Below are 15,058 nucleotides of genomic sequence, written 5' to 3' on the forward strand. Positions count from 1 at the left end.
AGGGTCTTTACTGGTTATTTTTTAACCAGACCTCATTATTCGCCGACGCTGATCTTCAGGCCAGCAGCTATTGCAAAAGGTGTCAGGGTTATCGCCAGGGCGGTCAGGCTCCCAAGCCACAGCAGATAACCGGTCGCCGGCATGCCTTGCAAAGCGGCCTGCAAGGCACCACTGCCAAGGATCAACACCGGGATGTACAACGGCAGGATCAGCAATGCCAGCAACAGGCCACCGCGCTTCAAGCCGACCGTCAAGGCCGCGCCCACCGCACCGAGCAGGCTCAGCACCGGTGTACCCAGCAATAGAGAAAGCAGCAACACCGGCAGACAGGCGGCAGGCAAACCGAGCATCAACGCCAGCAAAGGCGCGAGCAAAACCAATGCCAGGCCGGAAAACGCCCAGTGTGCCAGCACCTTGGCCAATACCAGAAGAGCCAGGGGGTGCGGCGAAAGGACCCACTGTTCCAGCGATCCATCCTCGAAATCACTGCGAAAGAGCCCGTCCAGCGAGAGCAGGACCGATAAAAGGGCCGCCACCCAGACCAGTCCCGGCGACAAGGTTTGCAACAATTGAGACTCGGGACCGACCGCCAGCGGGAACAGCGAAACGACGATGGCAAAGAACACCAACGGATTGGCCAGTTCGGCCGGACGGCGGAACAGCAGACGGGCCTCGCGGGCGACCAACAGGCCGAAAACACTCATACGGCCCAGTTCCCCAGATCAATGTCGCGATAGCTCGCCGGCATGCGGCTCAGCGTGTGGTGGGTGGTCAAGACCACCATGCCGCCACGTTCGCAGTGGCCGGCCAGGTGTTCTTCGAGTTGCGCCACGCCTTGCTTGTCGAGGGCGGTGAACGGCTCATCGAGGATCCACAGCGGCGGGCTGTCCAGATAAAGCCGTGCCAGTGCCACGCGGCGCTGTTGACCGGCGGACAGCGTATGACAAGGGACATCCTCGAAACCGCGCAATCCGACAGCCGCCAGGGTCTGCCAGATCGCCTCATGGGAAGCCGGTTGATGCAGGGCGCACAGCCAGCTCAGGTTCTCTTGCGGGGTGAGCAGATCCTTGATGCCGGCGGCATGGCCGATCCACAGCAAGTTGCGAGCAAGCTCCGTGCGTTGCTCGCTCAGCGGTTGACCGTTGAGCAGCACTTGACCGGCGGTTGGGTGCATCAGGCCGGATAACAGGCGCAATAGACTGGTCTTGCCACTGCCGTTGGGGCCACTGATCTGTACCATTTCGCCACTGGCCATTCTCAAATCGAGATTTTCGAAAAGCAGCCGAAGGTCTCGCTCGCAGGCAAGGGCAACGGTTTGCAGGACTGGACTGGTCAAGGGTTCACGGGCCTTATACGGTTCAAGTCGGCGCTGGCGCGGCCGTTAAAGAGATGCAGAATAAATGTATTGGCGGCCCGAACGAGAGAGCTACGTCAAATAACTGCGAAATTTACCGCACTCTGTATACAACGGGGCGGCATTATACATGCCATTTCCTACTCTCAAGCGTGCAATTTCCCAAGGTTGTGACCGCGTATGACAGGCGAAATGAACATCCTCCCGCTACCGCAAGCCGCCCCGGCGACCACGCGCCCGCAGGCGGTGAACGGCGAGTTACTCAAGCTGCTGACGCCGATGGAGGGCCTGATCAGCGCCGGCCAGACCGCCAAGGCTGAAGTGCTGTCGCTCAAGCAGGCGGATCAGGCATTTCAATTGCTGCTCAAGCTCACCCTCGAAAGTGGCCGGCAGACCACGCTCCAGGCCCTGAGCAACCAACCCCTGTCCCAGGGCACCAGCATCGCGGTCACCCAGCCCTCGGCGGGCAACCTGGCGGTCACCGTGCAGCAAGCCATCGCCGCCAGCGTCGCCACCCTCACCCGCATCGACACTGCACAGATGCCGGTCGGCACCCTGCTGCAGGGTAAAGTGCTGACCTCGCAAATGTTGCCGACCGTGCCGGGGCAACCCACGGTGTTTCGCTCGATGGTCAGCTTGCTCAACACCGCGCTGAGCGGCAGCACGCTGAGCATCGACAGCTCGCAGCCGCTGCGCATCGGCACCTTGCTCAGCGCCCAGGTGCAGGACGCTCACACTCTGAAGTTCGTACCCTTGAGCAGCCGTCAGGAACAATTGGCCGTGACCCAGCAACTGCTCAGCCAGCAAAGTCGCCAGGGTTCGTTGGACGGGTTGCTCAAAGTGCTGCAGAACCTGCCGGCCTCGAACCAGACCTCCAGCGACCTGCGCGCGGCCGTGGACCGATTGCTTGCAGGCCTGCCGGACCTCCAACAATTGAGCAGCACCAAAGGCCTGGCCCAGGCACTGGCCAATAGCGGCGCATTCCTCGAGTCGAAACTGTTGGGCGGTCAGAACCTGGCGTCCGACATGAAGGCCGACCTGCTCAAACTGATCGGGCAGTTGTCCTCCGGGCTGCCGGCCAGCACCCATCTCGGCGCGATCATCGCCGGAAACACCCTGGCCCAGGCCATGCCGAGTTTCGTGCGCAATGCCCTGGGCATGCTCGGCCAGGTCAGCGCCAAGCCATCGCCCACCGGGTTTCCGCTGCCTGAGCGTTTGTTGCAAAGCGCCGACGGCGAAGACGATCTGGAACATCTGCTGCGCCTGGCCGCCGCGGCGGTTTCCCGCCTGCAAAGTCACCAGCTGTCCAGCCTGGAGCAAACCGGCGTCACCGCGGACGGACGGCTGATGAGTACCTGGCAGCTGGAGATCCCGATGCGCAACCTGCAGGACATCGTGCCGCTGCAGATCAAGTTCCAGCGCGAGGACGCCCCCGAACGAGAACAACCCAAGGAACGCCCGGAAGAACGCACACCCAAGCAACAACTCTGGCGCATCGAACTGGCGTTCGACATGGAACCGCTAGGCCCGCTGCAGGTTCAGGCACAGTTGATCCAGGGCAGCCTCAGCAGCCAGCTGTGGGCCGAACACGCCTACACCGCCAGCCTGATCGAAAGCAACCTGGCGGCGTTGCGCCAAAGAATGCTGGCCGCCGGGCTGAACGTCGGCGACCTCGACTGCCACCTCGGCAAACCGCCCCAAGGTCCACAAACCCGCCTCGAACAACGCTGGGTCGACGAAAACGCATGAACAACCCCAACCCCCCACGCCAGGCCATCGCCCTCAAATACGACGGCACCCACGCCCCGACCCTCACCGCCAAGGGCGACGAAGAACTGGCCGAAGAAATCCTGCGCATCGCTCGCGACTGCGAAGTGCCGATCTACGAAAACGCCGAACTGGTAAGCCTGTTGGCGCGGATGGAGTTGGGAGAGAGTATTCCGCAAGAGCTTTATTTGACGATTGCCGAGATCATTGCGTTTGCGTGGAATTTGAAGGGGAAGTTTCCGGTGGGGCAGGATCCAGCTACTGAAGTGATGGAGAAGGATGTGACGGACTATGGGGACGATTACTGATCAAAAGGCCAAACAATTTCGTATATTGTTAGGCCATCGCTTCGTAGCAAAACCACCTATAAAATTTTTTAGCATAGGCACGCAGCATAAATTCATACAGCTCAACCCCCAACACTCCAAAATTTGCACTTAATAGCTCTAGCCTGATTTGTTAACACTAGCGAATCGGCTAACACTGAATATTGACATCTCTTGTGCAACTCCTCCATCCAATGCAGCTCTCGCCAGCACCTCACCCAAACCAGTTGCGAATTTAAACCCATGCCCCGAGCATGCCGAAACATAAAAAACACCGGGAAACTCACTTGATTCACCCAGTAAAAAAGACCCGTCTGGAGTCATTGTATAAATACATTTTTTTGATGCAAATGGAACTGAATTTAAACCCGGAAATATCTGCCTTACACAAGTAGAAACTTGTTCGACATCCGCAACATCTACAGGCTTGGTATGTTCAAGAGGGTCAAATGGCGTTTGTTGTTGATTATGAAACCCTATCTTGACCCCTGGTTCTTCTTGGCTGATTTCGGGAGTACCATACAGCAAATTCCCATCTGACATTTTATACAAAAAAGCGGGAATTTTTTTTGCAAAATCCGAATCTCGATCTGAGTTAGGCTTAAACCAGTAAACGGGCACACTTTGAGGCTGAAGTAATTCTGAAAGATCATTAATAAGCGCTGTACCCATAGCAGAGCCTGTTGACAAAATAACTCGTGCTGTATAAATAACTTCACCCTCGGCCAGTTGAACAGCCAACCCCTGTGAGGTTCGAAAGATACTTATCACCGTTGTTCCGAATCGGGCCTCTGCACCGTTTCTCACAGCCAGGTTGATCATATGTAATTTTGAATCATCCGCTGAAATAGTGTAAGCCCCGTTTTCATACACCGCCTCCGTCCCTTCCTGAACCTGAAAGGCTGGAAAAGATTCAGAAATTTGGGTAGTAGAAAGAACTTTGTACTTGATATTCCCCTTCTGAGCAGTCTTCACACTTTTGGGCACAACTCCTGAGGCAATAGGCCCAACGAAAAGCCCTCCAGTACGAAAAATCAGACGTCTGCTACAAGACCTGTCTAACTCTTGCCATAATTCATCTGAAAGGGAAAGCAACGGAAGATATTCCTGCCCCTCCCAGTAAGCTTGCCTAAAAATTCGGGAAGCGCCATGCGATGATCCCAATAGATTTATAGGCGCTGCAGAATCAACGCCTAGCACGTCAGTTTTCGAGCATGAAAATCTCCAAAGCGAAGCACTTCCAACCACACCTAAACCAATGACAACCACACTATACTTACGCGCCATGTCGCTCACCCATGTTCTTCACCAATATTATTTTTAAGACTGGCTCAAGCACTACAAGCAACAACGCACTCATAACCGCCAACAACACAAACATAATGACCATAGAAAGCGATTGCTTGTAGATCATGATAGCCACAAAAAACTGCGTAACGGGTAAAACAAACTGCAACAAACCCATAGATGTGCCAGACAGACGTTTTGCTGAAAGCGAAAATAAAGCTAACGGCACAATTGAAACCACGCCACAACTAAAAAGCAGCAGCGTCCGCCACAACTCAAACTCTACAGGAATCGCCATACTCAAATCCGAGCAAAATAAAATCAAGCTGTATAGAACAGCGAGCACAGTAGACTCCAGCAGCAATCCACTAAAAACATTCAACGTTGTCATTTTCTTCAGACACGAATAGACGCCCCAAGAAACACCGATAGACAAATAAACCCTCATGTCGAGTTCATTGCTCAACACAAACAACCACACCACAGCAATCATCACAACTATTACAGCTATTGTTTTACAGACCGTAACCGACTCCTTATACACCACGATGCCGGTCGCGATACTTAATATCGGAGCAATCAAATAACCCAAGCTACTTTCCAAGACTCGACCATGGATAGACGCCCATATAAACACTCCCCAATTGACAGCTATTAACATCGCCGCAAACACATGTATAACTAGCAGCCTAAAGGTGAGCTGCGAATAAAATCGCCTTACATCCTTACAAACGCATACCACTAGAAAAACCAACAGCAGAGACAAATAGATTCTGTAACCGACCAATACGACTGCATTCAAAGACCCTATACTCTTCCAAAAAATTGACGATACCCCTAACAGAACATTCGCTAGGATGCCACTGAGCGTCCCGATAAAAAAATATCGTTTTTCGCTTGAAAGCAACATACGATTATTTTTTCCAAAAGGTTAATTCAACTATCTCATAAGACCAGAATATCTGGCCATTCTCTAGTACATTACAGTACGCATCTCCCTTCCTTGTCCAACTCAATATTTCTTCAACGAGAAGGTCTTGCACCCGGGCCCAACTCTCAGAATATAGAAGTAAAGGAAAATCATGTCGCTCCAAAAGCCTGCAGTCGATCACATACATTTCTTCGTGCGAATTTCGGAGCCTGTTCATAACCTCTCGAATTCCAACCAATGAATTAAGACCTATTATGACCTTTCCACCATCCACTAAATGATTCGGCAGCTCTTTGAAAAACCTCCCCAAGGTTCTATCGCCGTAAAACATAGAGTCAATTGGGAGCCCTTCCATACCCGAGAACTTATCAAGCGCTTGAAGAAACGAGTCGGAAGGCGTTCTCCAACCAGGAGGATTGAACAAAATCACATCATATTGCTCTGAAAGATCTGGAAGCCCTTGAAAAAGATCCCCACAAAAAAACTCGATTGTATTTACCCCAAAATTGTTGAACTCGTTCTTCTTCGCCACAACAATTGCATCCGTAGATATATCAGACCCGGTTACGGATCCAACACCCATACTTTTCAGCAATAAAGAGTGGACACCACTCCCTGTTCCCAGATCCAAAAATTTTGCATCTTTATGCTCTTTATTTACATATCGCGTTATCAGCGACCCAAACGCCACACCTGCGGGACTTACCTTAAAAACCTTGGCATCATAAAAAAGAATTATGCAGTGCCCCAAACCACAATAAACACTATATGAATCATCAAACACTTTGGCGTCATTAAAATGAGCACCCTGCAAATGATTTGAATTTTCAATGCTCATAACAGCCCCCGAAAAATTTTCTCTCCCCAACGCTTCCGACCGCTTAGCAGCGGCTGCCAACGCCAACAAAACAATTTCATTCAAACCATGTTGTTCCAACACTAATATTGCCTGCTCGGTTGTCCCCCCTTTGGTTTGGACCTCATCGCACAACTTCATCGGCATTTTGTTAGTCGATTTTAACAGCAGCGAAGTACCGTACAATAACTGCGCAATGACTTTCCAAGCACTCTCGGGATTCAAGCCTACATACTCTGCGTAAAGTAGTAACGCGTTGGCAAAATAGGCGACCAATGCTGGCCCTCCTCCCGCCAGCGCTGTGCCAGAATCAATTTGACACTCATCTTCAACTCGAATGCAGACGCCAATCGCACCGAAAATCATTTCTGCGACAGCTATCAAATTACTGTCCCGATTATTTTGAACGTAGTAAAGAGTCACTCCCTCTCCGACCTCAGCCGGAATGTTTGGGATCGAACGGACGATTCGTGCATGGACTAACGTGCCGCAAAGTTCACTGACTGTGACGCCAGCCATTACAGATAGGACCGTACCACCGTAACCAAGCAATGATTGATTATCACGAACCACACTCTTAAAATTCTGAGGTGGGACGGCTAATACAACAACATCATCATTATCGATACTTTCAATCCGATCAGCCACCTCAAACCCGAAGGCTGCAAGGGACGCTGCTCGCTCGACACAAATTTCGATCGGTTTTAGATGACGAACACTGAACTTCTTTCTCAGCCCGAACAATATTGCTTGACCCATATTACCCGCACCTAAAATATAAATATTTTTCACGAGCCTTTTCCTTCTATGTTTATCCCCTTTATATTCAACATTGATTTACGCCGACTTTCCACTCGACAGAACGAACTTAATAACCCGCGCCTCAATCTGTCAATTCAAAACTGACAACGCAACAGAAACTCAACATACAAGCCGTTCACATACGACCAAACTTGTAGGAAAAGTCACACTTCACCATGTAGGACTGAAATAGACCACAACCGTCTAAGTGGGCCTTCTTAGAAGTAGGACGTAGTTGCTTTGAGAATGGAGCAAAGAGAATTATTCTGTAACACTCAAAGTGCCAAATCCTTCTTCAAATATCGTGGCAACCTTGTGAATGGCACCCACGCCCCGACCCTCACCGCCAAGGGCGACGAAGAACTGGCCGAAGAAATCCTGCGCATCGCTCGCGACTGCGAAGTGCCGATCTATGAGAACTCCGAACTGGTGAGCCTGCTGGCGCGGATGGAGTTGGGGGACAGTATTCCGCAGGAGCTTTATCTGACGATTGCCGAGATTATTGCGTTTGCGTGGAATTTGAAGGGGAAGTTTCCGGTGGGGCAGAATCCGGATGCGGTGATAGTGGAACGCGATATCACCGACCAGGGCGACAATTATTGAAATGACAACGTGCTGACTGCCCTCATTGAGAGAGGCAGCCAACACATAACTGATAGCGATACCTTAATCAGGCATCGCGATCTATGCTTCCAGTCGAATATCACCCGCGGTCACTTTACCGTCGTTCCACCGGACAAGCACAAAAGAAATACGCACGCCTACAAGGGGCAACAGACGCTCCATGCCCATGAAGTCACGCCCACGAAGATCGTATAGATTATTATCAAGTGTGGATCGAACTGTTCCTTTTGCCGCTGGTGTTATGACTGGCCAACCTGGATATTCCAATTGAAAAGACGCAATGATTCCGGTATGACGATTTCGCTGCTGTTCCATGCAAATCACTCCTTGAAGTTTGAACTTCACACATTAGTGTGTCGAGCCTGCAAAGCAGGTTCGAATTCAAACTAAGGCTTTCGCCAAAACGACTCAACTATCCAAAGTAACAGGATTCAAACGCTTTATGTCCAAACTTACAAATTGACATAGTTGTTGGAGCGAGAGATTCTTTCTTTAAATAACACTAGCGGTGATTTTTCGATCGTCTTCGCTGGCAAGCCAGCTCCTACAGTAGATTGGGTGCTCCGTGAGCAGTTGGCCGACCATAAACAGCCCGTTATTCTGAATAAAACAGTCCATAGAAACGCAGCAGCTTGAGACTGCGACCGACAATCAAACCATTGATAAGACCCGCCCCCAACGCAGACCATACAAGCATCGAGACCCCATTGGCCAACTCAGGATGGATAGCTGACTGATACCCCAGGTAATAACGCCAGGCAAAAAAACACCAGTAAACCATCAGCACTTTGATTGTGCCGCTCAGTACCAGACTGTCTCCTTTCCGCGCCACGCTCTGGTACGAGAACAAGCGCATTGCCACATAGGTCCCCATCGACAATCCCAGTGCGTAAACAGAGATCGGGATTGCAACGCCTTGTGAAAGATCCAGCGAGGCCAGGGAAATTACGACGAATATCGCTGGTGTGATCTGCAATGACTGCTTCGATACGTGATTCTTGAAACACGCAATGACGCCGTAATAGGTCAGGACCACAAAAACCGCATAAACCCACAGCGGTGTACCACGCAAAATGTCGAGCATAGGCCTCCTTGGCACCGCACATGGTTAAACCTGCATCCGTTATCTGCGGCGATAACAATGAGTTGGGATGATGAAACTAGCGGTGGCTGGGCGCGTTCGCAAGCCAGCAGAATCCGGAAAAACCATAGGAAGAGGACTACGTAGGCGTAGTCCTTGTCTGAGGACGGGGGAGAACTGTTGAAGGTTCAAGCCCGCGATGCGAGTTCAGGCCAAGCGCAAATAATGCGCATATTTGATCGATTTGATCGTTCCCACGCTCTGCGTGGGAATGCAGCCCGTGACGCTCCGCGTCACCTCCCGGAAGCGGAACGCGGAGCGTCCCTAGAAGCATTCCCACGCAGAGCATGGGAACGATCCGAGCGATGTTTAGTTCTTGTGCAACTTGCTCATCAACTCCGCCTCAGCCTGAGTCAGGCCGCAGGACTGGGTCAGTTCGTCGACGCTGGCGCCCATCCCGACCAGTTTCGCCGCCTGTTCAAACGACAGGCTCGCGGGGTCGCGCTGTTCGATGCGGGCCAGTCTGTCCGGCAAGGGCTCGACGATCGTCCGCAGTTCATGCAGGTCTTCGCCCATGCGCACATTGCCGTTCTGGTAATTGTCGACGCGCCGGCTCAGGTCCTTGATGCGTTGGTCACGCTGCGCATCGCCCTGGGCCTGTTGCGCAGCGATCAGCTTTTGACCGCGCACGTAAGACAGAAACATTGCCAGCGTGCCTGCCCACAACAGGAACAGGACAATGACCGCTACCTCGAGGATCAATCAGATACTCTCCAGTTCCGACCATTCTTCTTCGCTCATCATCTTGTCCAGTTCGACCAGGATCAGCAGTTCGTTGTTCTTGTTGCACACGCCTTGGATGAACTTGGCGGATTCTTCGTTACCGACGTTCGGCGCCGTCTCGATTTCCGACTGACGCAGGTAAACCACTTCGGCCACGCTGTCGACCATGATCCCGACCACCTGCTTGTCGGCTTCGATGATGACGATACGGGTGTTGTCGCTGATTTCGGCATTCATCAGGCCGAAGCGCTGGCGGGTGTCGATCACGGTGACCACGTTGCCGCGCAGGTTAATGATGCCCAGCACGTAGCTCGGTGCACCCGGTACCGGGGCGATTTCGGTGTAGCGCAGGACTTCCTGGACGCGCATCACGTTGATGCCATAGGTCTCGTTGTCCAGCTTGAAGGTGACCCATTGCAGGATCGGATCTTCGGAACCCTTTGCCGCCGTTGCCTTGTCATTCATACCCTGATCCCCTCAAGAAACCGCCCTGGCGGTGTTGTTCTGTTATGTAGTTGTGTGGGTCGGCTTGTTGCCGCCCATGTGCCTGGCCCCACCGCTGGCGATCAATTCGGCCAGTTCGGATACATCGAGCAAGGCACACATGTGTTCTATCACCGTGCCCGCCAGCCATGGCCGTTGGCCGCGGTGGCTGCGCCATTTGATTTCGTTCGGGTCCAGGCGCAACGAGCGGCTGACCTGATGCACCGCCAGCCCCCATTCGTAACCCTGGACGGAAATCACGTACTGCAAGCCCTGCTTGAAGTCCTCGCGGTAGCGATCGGGCATGACCCAACGGGCCGTGTCCAGAACCTTGAGGTTGCCAGCCTGGCTCGGCAGGATGCCCAGGAACCAGTCCGGCTGGCCGAACAGCGAGGTCAGCTCATGACCGGCCAGTGGATAAATCGAACCCAGGCACACCAGCGGCACCGCCAGGGTCAGGCCGGCGACATCGAACAACAGGCATTCGAAGGGTTCGGCCGCCCAGGCCGGACGATCGTCGGTTTCCACCGGTGGCGGCGTGTTGGCAGGTGGCAAATGCACTTCGACGACCGGAGGCACCAAGGCTTGATGCACTTCGACCGGCGGCGGTACCAGGGCGTGCAGCAATGGCGCGATGGTTGATACCGGCGTCAGCACGGGGGCCGGCGCTTCGATCACGGCCACAGCGGGCTTCGCCACAGCTACCACAGGTGCAACGTCCGGGGCGGCGCCCTTCTGTGCATCCCGGGCCTGCTCTTCGAGCACTGCGGCCTGGAATTCGTCGAGCGCAGCCTCGGCTTCGACGACTTCCGGCGCTGCTTCGAATTCCGCCGAGAGTTCCTCGGTGACTTCTTGCAGCAGGCTGTCCAGATACGACTGCAGCGCCAGTTGCGGGCGCGATGTGATCTTTACCGGCCGATTCACTGACACCCCCCCATTGTAGGAGCGAGCTTGCTCGCGAAGAACCCGAGAGCGACGCGGGGTGCCAGGTTTCGAGCGTTATCGTTGACGACCATCGCGAGCAAGCTTGCTCCTACAGGAGCGAGAATGCCGCGGGCTGCCAGGTTTCCAGCGTTATCGTTGACGACCATCGCGAGCAAGCTTGCTCCTACAGGGATCGCGCTCATTCTCAAGCCACCTGCGCAACAAGTTGCGCCGCCAGCAGATGCTTGAGCAACGCGCGGTAGGCGACGACGCCACGGCTCTTGCCGTCGAATTGCGAAGGCGTCAGCCCCGCCCGGCTGGCATCGCGCAAGCGCGTGTCGACCGGGATGTAGCCCTGCCAGATCTCTTCCGGAAACTTGTCGCGCAGCACTCGCAGCGTACCGAGGGAGGCTTGCGTGCGGCGGTCGAACAGCGTCGGCACGATGGTGAACGGCAAGGCCTGCTTGCGCGAACGATTGATCATCGCCAGGGTGTTGACCATACGCTCCAGGCCTTTGACCGCCAGGTGCTCGGTCTGCACCGGGATCACCAGTTGCTGGCTCGCCGCCAAGGCATTGACCATCAGCACCCCGAGCAACGGCGGGCTGTCGATCACCGCGTAATCGAAGTCCTGCCACAATTGCGCCAAGCTCTTGGCAATCACCAGGCCCAGGCCACTCTGGCCCGGCGACTGACGCTCAAGGGTGGCCAGCGCAGTGCTCGATGGCAACAGCGAAATGCTTTCGTGGCTGGTAGGCAGCAACAACTGCCCGGGCAGGCCCTGGGGCACGCTGCCTTTATGCAGGAACAGGTCGTAGTTGCTGTGTTCAAGGCTGTCGGGGTCGTAACCGAAATAGCTGGTCATGGAGCCGTGGGGGTCCAGATCGACCACGACCACGCGCTTGCCTGCCTCGGCCAGCAACCCGGCTAAAGCGATGGAGGAAGTGGTTTTACCAACACCACCCTTTTGATTGGCGACTGCCCAGACTCTCATTCGATTGTTCCTCCCGGCCGAACGGGTCGGCCGAGAATTAGCTCAGCGTGTTAATGCGGGTGACGGAGAATTGACGGCGTTCTCCCCTACCGGCGACTTGACCTTGGTCGGTGCAGTTTGTGTGCCAGCACGCTTCAATGCGGCATCCGGTTGCGCATTGGCCGCACCGGTGGCAGTGAGGCTGCGGCGCACATCCAGGTTGCGCGAGACCACCAGCACCACCCGACGGTTGCGTGCCCGGCCCTCGGCCGTGGCGTTATTGGCCACCGGCTGGAATTCGCCATACCCCACCGACGCCAGGCGACCGGGGTTGACCCCCTGCATCGCCAGCATGCGCACGATGCTGGCCGAGCGCGCCGAAGACAGCTCCCAATTGGTGGGGTACTGCGAGGTGCGGATCGGTTGATCGTCAGTGAAACCCTCGACGTGGATCGGGTTGTCGAACGGTTTCAGGATCTTCGCGACCTTGTCGATGATGTTGAAGGCGATGTCGCTGGGCATGGCATCACCGCTGCCGAACAGCAAGCTGGAATTGAGTTCGATCTCGACCCACAACTCGTTGCCGCGCACCGTCATCTGGTTGGAACTAATGAGGTCGCCAAACGCCGCGCTGATGTCATCGGCGATGCTTTTGAGCGGATCGCTGGCACCCGAGACACCGGCATCGACCTGGTCACTGTCCTTGACCAGCGGCTTGGCCGGGGTCACGGTCTTCGGCCGCTCGTCACCGATGGGGATCGGCTTGAGCGCGCGATCGGTATCGTTAAAGACCCCGACCAACGCCTCGGAAATGACCTTGTACTTGCCTTCGTTGATCGAGGAGATCGAGTACATCACCACGAAGAAGGCGAACAGCAAGGTGATGAAGTCGGCGTAGGACACCAGCCAGCGTTCGTGATTGACGTGTTCTTCAGGCTGGCGACGACGTGCCATGATCCATGTCCCCCATCAATCCATGAAGCCCTGGAGCTTCAACTCAATCGAGCGTGGGTTTTCACCTTCGGCGATCGACAGGATCCCTTCCAACAACATTTCGCGATAACGCGACTGGCGTAATGCGATGGACTTGAGCTTGGCGGCAATCGGCAGCAACACCAGGTTGGCACTGGCGACGCCATAGATGGTGGCGACGAAGGCCACGGCGATGCCATTGCCCAGCTGCGACGGATCGCCCAGGTTGCCCATGACATGTATCAGGCCCATGACCGCACCGATGATGCCGATGGTCGGCGCATAACCGCCCATGCTTTCGAAGACCTTGGCGGCTTCGATGTCGCGGCTTTCCTGGGTGTAGAAATCCACCTCGAGAATGCTGCGGATCGCTTCCGGCTCGACGCCATCGACGAGCAATTGCAGGCCTTTGCGCGAATAGCTGTCGGGCTCGGCATCGGCCACCCCTTCCAGCCCGAGCAGGCCTTCCTTGCGGGCGGTCAGACTCCAGTTGACGACGCGATCGATGCCACCGGCCAGGTCGACCCGCGGCGGAAACAGGATCCACGCCAGGATCTGCATGGCACGCTTGAAAGCGCTCATGGGCGATTGCAGCAACGCCGCGCCAATGGTCCCGCCCAGTACGATCAACGCGGCCGGACCGTTGGCCAGCGCACCGATATGTCCACCTTCGAGGTAGTTGCCGCCGATGATGGCGACGAACGCCATGATGATGCCGATGAGACTTAACACGTCCATCAGAGGCAGGCCTCGACGATGTGCCGGCCGATGTCGTCCAGCCCATACACCGCGTCGGCCAGCTCGGCCTTGACGATGGCCATGGGCATGCCATAGATCACGCAGCTGGCTTCATCCTGGGCCCAGATCGAACTGCCGCTCTGCTTGAGCAGGCGCGCGCCTTCGCGGCCGTCGGCGCCCATGCCGGTCAGTACCACCGCCAGAACTTTGTCACCGTAGGACTTGGCCGCCGAACCGAAGGTGATGTCCACGCACGGCTTGTAGTTCAAGCGCTCGTCGCCCGGGAGGATTTTCACCGCGCCGCGACCATCGACCATCATCTGCTTGCCACCGGGCGCCAACAACGCCAGCCCCGGACGCAGGATGTCGCCGTCCTCGGCTTCCTTGACGCTGATCCGGCAGAGCTTGTCCAGGCGCTCGGCGAATGCCTTGGTGAAGGCTGCCGGCATGTGCTGGACCAACACGATGGGGGCTGGGAAGTTGGCCGGCAGCTGGGTCAGTACCCGCTGCAGGGCAACCGGTCCGCCGGTGGACGTACCGATGGCCACCAGCTTGTAGGCCTTGCGTTTTGGCGCGGGCGATGACGGTGCATGCACGGGGGCACGGGTCGGGAGCGGAGCCGGTGCCGGACGCACAGGCGCACTGCTGCCATAACCGATAGTGCTCGCAGGCGCAGGCGTTGGTGTCGGAGCCGGCGCAGCCACGGGCGCTGGCGCGCTGTAGCTGCTGACACGACGATTACTGCGCGAGATGCTGAGAATCTTCTCGCACAGCAGTTGCTTGACCTTCTCGGGGTTGCGCGAAATGTCTTCGAAGTTCTTCGGCAGGAAGTCCACCGCACCGGCGTCCAGCGCATCCAGGGTGACCCGGGCGCCTTCGTGGGTCAGCGAGGAAAACATCAACACCGGGGTCGGGCAGCGCTGCATGATGTGCCGTACCGCGGTGATGCCGTCCATCATCGGCATCTCGTAGTCCATGGTGATCACGTCCGGCTTGAGGGCCAGCGCCTGATCGATCGCCTCTTTGCCGTTGGTCGCCGTGCCGACGACCTGGATATTCACATCCGCTGAAAGAATTTCCGAGACGCGGCGGCGGAAAAACCCCGAATCGTCCACCACCAGGACCTTGACTGCCATAAACACTCCATTAGACGCAGCG

The 15,058-nt window shown here is 55.5% G+C and carries 17 protein-coding genes; 3 read left to right on the forward strand and 14 right to left on the reverse strand.

The window, feature by feature from the left end:
* Positions 1-35: 35 nt before the first annotated feature.
* Positions 36-704 (reverse strand): heme exporter protein CcmB, encoded by a 669-nt coding sequence (ccmB, locus tag NQL71_RS10385; protein WP_007980754.1) that lies wholly within the window; start codon positions 702-704, stop codon positions 36-38.
* Positions 701-1,336: a cytochrome c biogenesis heme-transporting ATPase CcmA gene (gene ccmA / locus NQL71_RS10390; protein ID WP_274642607.1), complete on the reverse strand. Its 636-nt coding sequence runs from the start codon at positions 1,334-1,336 to the stop codon at positions 701-703. The genes ccmB and ccmA overlap by 4 nt, the downstream gene beginning before the upstream one ends.
* 198 nt (positions 1,337-1,534) lie before the next feature.
* On the opposite strand from ccmA, the gene fliK reads away from it, so the two are divergent.
* Both fliK and NQL71_RS10400 read left to right on the forward strand, forming a co-directional pair.
* Positions 1,535-3,103, forward strand: coding sequence for a flagellar hook-length control protein FliK (fliK, locus tag NQL71_RS10395; RefSeq protein ID WP_274642608.1), 1,569 nt, complete (start codon positions 1,535-1,537; stop codon positions 3,101-3,103).
* Positions 3,100-3,429, forward strand: coding sequence for an EscU/YscU/HrcU family type III secretion system export apparatus switch protein (locus NQL71_RS10400; RefSeq protein WP_274642609.1), 330 nt, complete (start codon positions 3,100-3,102; stop codon positions 3,427-3,429). The genes fliK and NQL71_RS10400 overlap by 4 nt, the downstream gene beginning before the upstream one ends.
* A 138-nt stretch (positions 3,430-3,567) precedes the next feature.
* Here the strand turns inward: NQL71_RS10400 and solA are convergent, their stop codons facing one another.
* The 3 genes from solA to NQL71_RS10415 form a co-directional block, all read right to left on the reverse strand.
* Positions 3,568-4,734: an N-methyl-L-tryptophan oxidase gene (solA, locus tag NQL71_RS10405; protein WP_274642610.1), complete on the reverse strand. Its 1,167-nt coding sequence runs from the start codon at positions 4,732-4,734 to the stop codon at positions 3,568-3,570.
* Complete coding sequence (locus NQL71_RS10410; protein ID WP_274642611.1) at positions 4,724-5,326, reverse strand: EamA family transporter; 603 nt, start codon at positions 5,324-5,326, stop codon at positions 4,724-4,726. The genes solA and NQL71_RS10410 overlap by 11 nt, the downstream gene beginning before the upstream one ends.
* 322 nt (positions 5,327-5,648) lie before the next feature.
* On the reverse strand, positions 5,649-7,313 hold the full coding sequence (locus NQL71_RS10415; protein WP_274642612.1) for a pyrroline-5-carboxylate reductase dimerization domain-containing protein: 1,665 nt from the start codon (positions 7,311-7,313) through the stop codon (positions 5,649-5,651).
* A 324-nt stretch (positions 7,314-7,637) separates the two neighbouring features.
* Between NQL71_RS10415 and NQL71_RS10420 the strand changes: the two genes are divergently transcribed.
* Positions 7,638-7,925, forward strand: a complete 288-nt coding sequence (locus tag NQL71_RS10420; protein WP_274642613.1) for an EscU/YscU/HrcU family type III secretion system export apparatus switch protein — start codon at positions 7,638-7,640, stop codon at positions 7,923-7,925.
* Positions 7,926-8,006: 81 nt separating this feature from the next.
* Here NQL71_RS10420 and NQL71_RS10425 read toward each other — a convergent pair whose 3' ends face one another.
* The 9 genes from NQL71_RS10425 to NQL71_RS10465 form a co-directional block, all read right to left on the reverse strand.
* Positions 8,007-8,261 carry a hypothetical protein gene (locus NQL71_RS10425; protein ID WP_143512428.1) on the reverse strand — a complete coding sequence of 85 codons (255 nt, stop codon included), beginning with the start codon at positions 8,259-8,261 and terminating at the stop codon, positions 8,007-8,009.
* A gap of 280 nt (positions 8,262-8,541) precedes the next feature.
* Positions 8,542-9,030, reverse strand: coding sequence for a hypothetical protein (locus NQL71_RS10430; protein WP_274642614.1), 489 nt, complete (start codon positions 9,028-9,030; stop codon positions 8,542-8,544).
* 366 nt (positions 9,031-9,396) lie between these two features.
* Positions 9,397-9,789: a DUF2802 domain-containing protein gene (locus NQL71_RS10435; protein ID WP_046819345.1), complete on the reverse strand. Its 393-nt coding sequence runs from the start codon at positions 9,787-9,789 to the stop codon at positions 9,397-9,399.
* Positions 9,790-10,275: a chemotaxis protein CheW gene (locus NQL71_RS10440; RefSeq protein WP_007980742.1), complete on the reverse strand. Its 486-nt coding sequence runs from the start codon at positions 10,273-10,275 to the stop codon at positions 9,790-9,792.
* Between the two features lie 42 nt (positions 10,276-10,317).
* Complete coding sequence (locus tag NQL71_RS10445) at positions 10,318-11,217, reverse strand: chemotaxis protein CheW (RefSeq protein WP_274642615.1); 900 nt, start codon at positions 11,215-11,217, stop codon at positions 10,318-10,320.
* Positions 11,218-11,422: 205 nt separating this feature from the next.
* A complete protein-coding gene (locus NQL71_RS10450) occupies positions 11,423-12,211 on the reverse strand; it encodes a ParA family protein (RefSeq protein ID WP_046819343.1) in 789 nt (262 codons plus the stop codon).
* A 42-nt stretch (positions 12,212-12,253) separates the two neighbouring features.
* Positions 12,254-13,147, reverse strand: a complete 894-nt coding sequence (motD, locus tag NQL71_RS10455; RefSeq protein WP_410454533.1) for a flagellar motor protein MotD — start codon at positions 13,145-13,147, stop codon at positions 12,254-12,256.
* A gap of 12 nt (positions 13,148-13,159) precedes the next feature.
* Positions 13,160-13,900, reverse strand: a complete 741-nt coding sequence (locus tag NQL71_RS10460; protein ID WP_046819341.1) for a flagellar motor protein — start codon at positions 13,898-13,900, stop codon at positions 13,160-13,162.
* Positions 13,900-15,036: a protein-glutamate methylesterase/protein-glutamine glutaminase gene (locus NQL71_RS10465; RefSeq protein WP_274642616.1), complete on the reverse strand. Its 1,137-nt coding sequence runs from the start codon at positions 15,034-15,036 to the stop codon at positions 13,900-13,902. Before NQL71_RS10465 ends, NQL71_RS10460 begins: the two co-directional genes overlap by 1 nt.
* Between the last annotated feature and the right edge of the window lie 22 nt (positions 15,037-15,058).

This window comes from Pseudomonas serbica, from assembly GCF_028823535.1.
GTDB lineage: Bacteria > Pseudomonadota > Gammaproteobacteria > Pseudomonadales > Pseudomonadaceae > Aquipseudomonas > Aquipseudomonas serbica.

What these genes read in the sequence shown, in the direction of transcription:
- NQL71_RS10430 (WP_274642614.1), bottom strand. Translation starts at nt 9,030, where the DNA reads ATGCTCGACATTTTGCGTGGTACACCGCTGTGGGTTTATGCGGTTTTT.
- solA (WP_274642610.1), bottom strand. Translation starts at nt 4,734, where the DNA reads ATGGCGCGTAAGTATAGTGTGGTTGTCATTGGTTTAGGTGTGGTTGGA.
- ccmB (WP_007980754.1), bottom strand. Translation starts at nt 704, where the DNA reads ATGAGTGTTTTCGGCCTGTTGGTCGCCCGCGAGGCCCGTCTGCTGTTC.
- NQL71_RS10400 (WP_274642609.1), top strand. Translation starts at nt 3,100, where the DNA reads ATGAACAACCCCAACCCCCCACGCCAGGCCATCGCCCTCAAATACGAC.
- NQL71_RS10450 (WP_046819343.1), bottom strand. Translation starts at nt 12,211, where the DNA reads ATGAGAGTCTGGGCAGTCGCCAATCAAAAGGGTGGTGTTGGTAAAACC.
- NQL71_RS10425 (WP_143512428.1), bottom strand. Translation starts at nt 8,261, where the DNA reads ATGGAACAGCAGCGAAATCGTCATACCGGAATCATTGCGTCTTTTCAA.
- fliK (WP_274642608.1), top strand. Translation starts at nt 1,535, where the DNA reads ATGACAGGCGAAATGAACATCCTCCCGCTACCGCAAGCCGCCCCGGCG.
- NQL71_RS10440 (WP_007980742.1), bottom strand. Translation starts at nt 10,275, where the DNA reads ATGAATGACAAGGCAACGGCGGCAAAGGGTTCCGAAGATCCGATCCTG.
- NQL71_RS10460 (WP_046819341.1), bottom strand. Translation starts at nt 13,900, where the DNA reads ATGGACGTGTTAAGTCTCATCGGCATCATCATGGCGTTCGTCGCCATC.
- NQL71_RS10465 (WP_274642616.1), bottom strand. Translation starts at nt 15,036, where the DNA reads ATGGCAGTCAAGGTCCTGGTGGTGGACGATTCGGGGTTTTTCCGCCGC.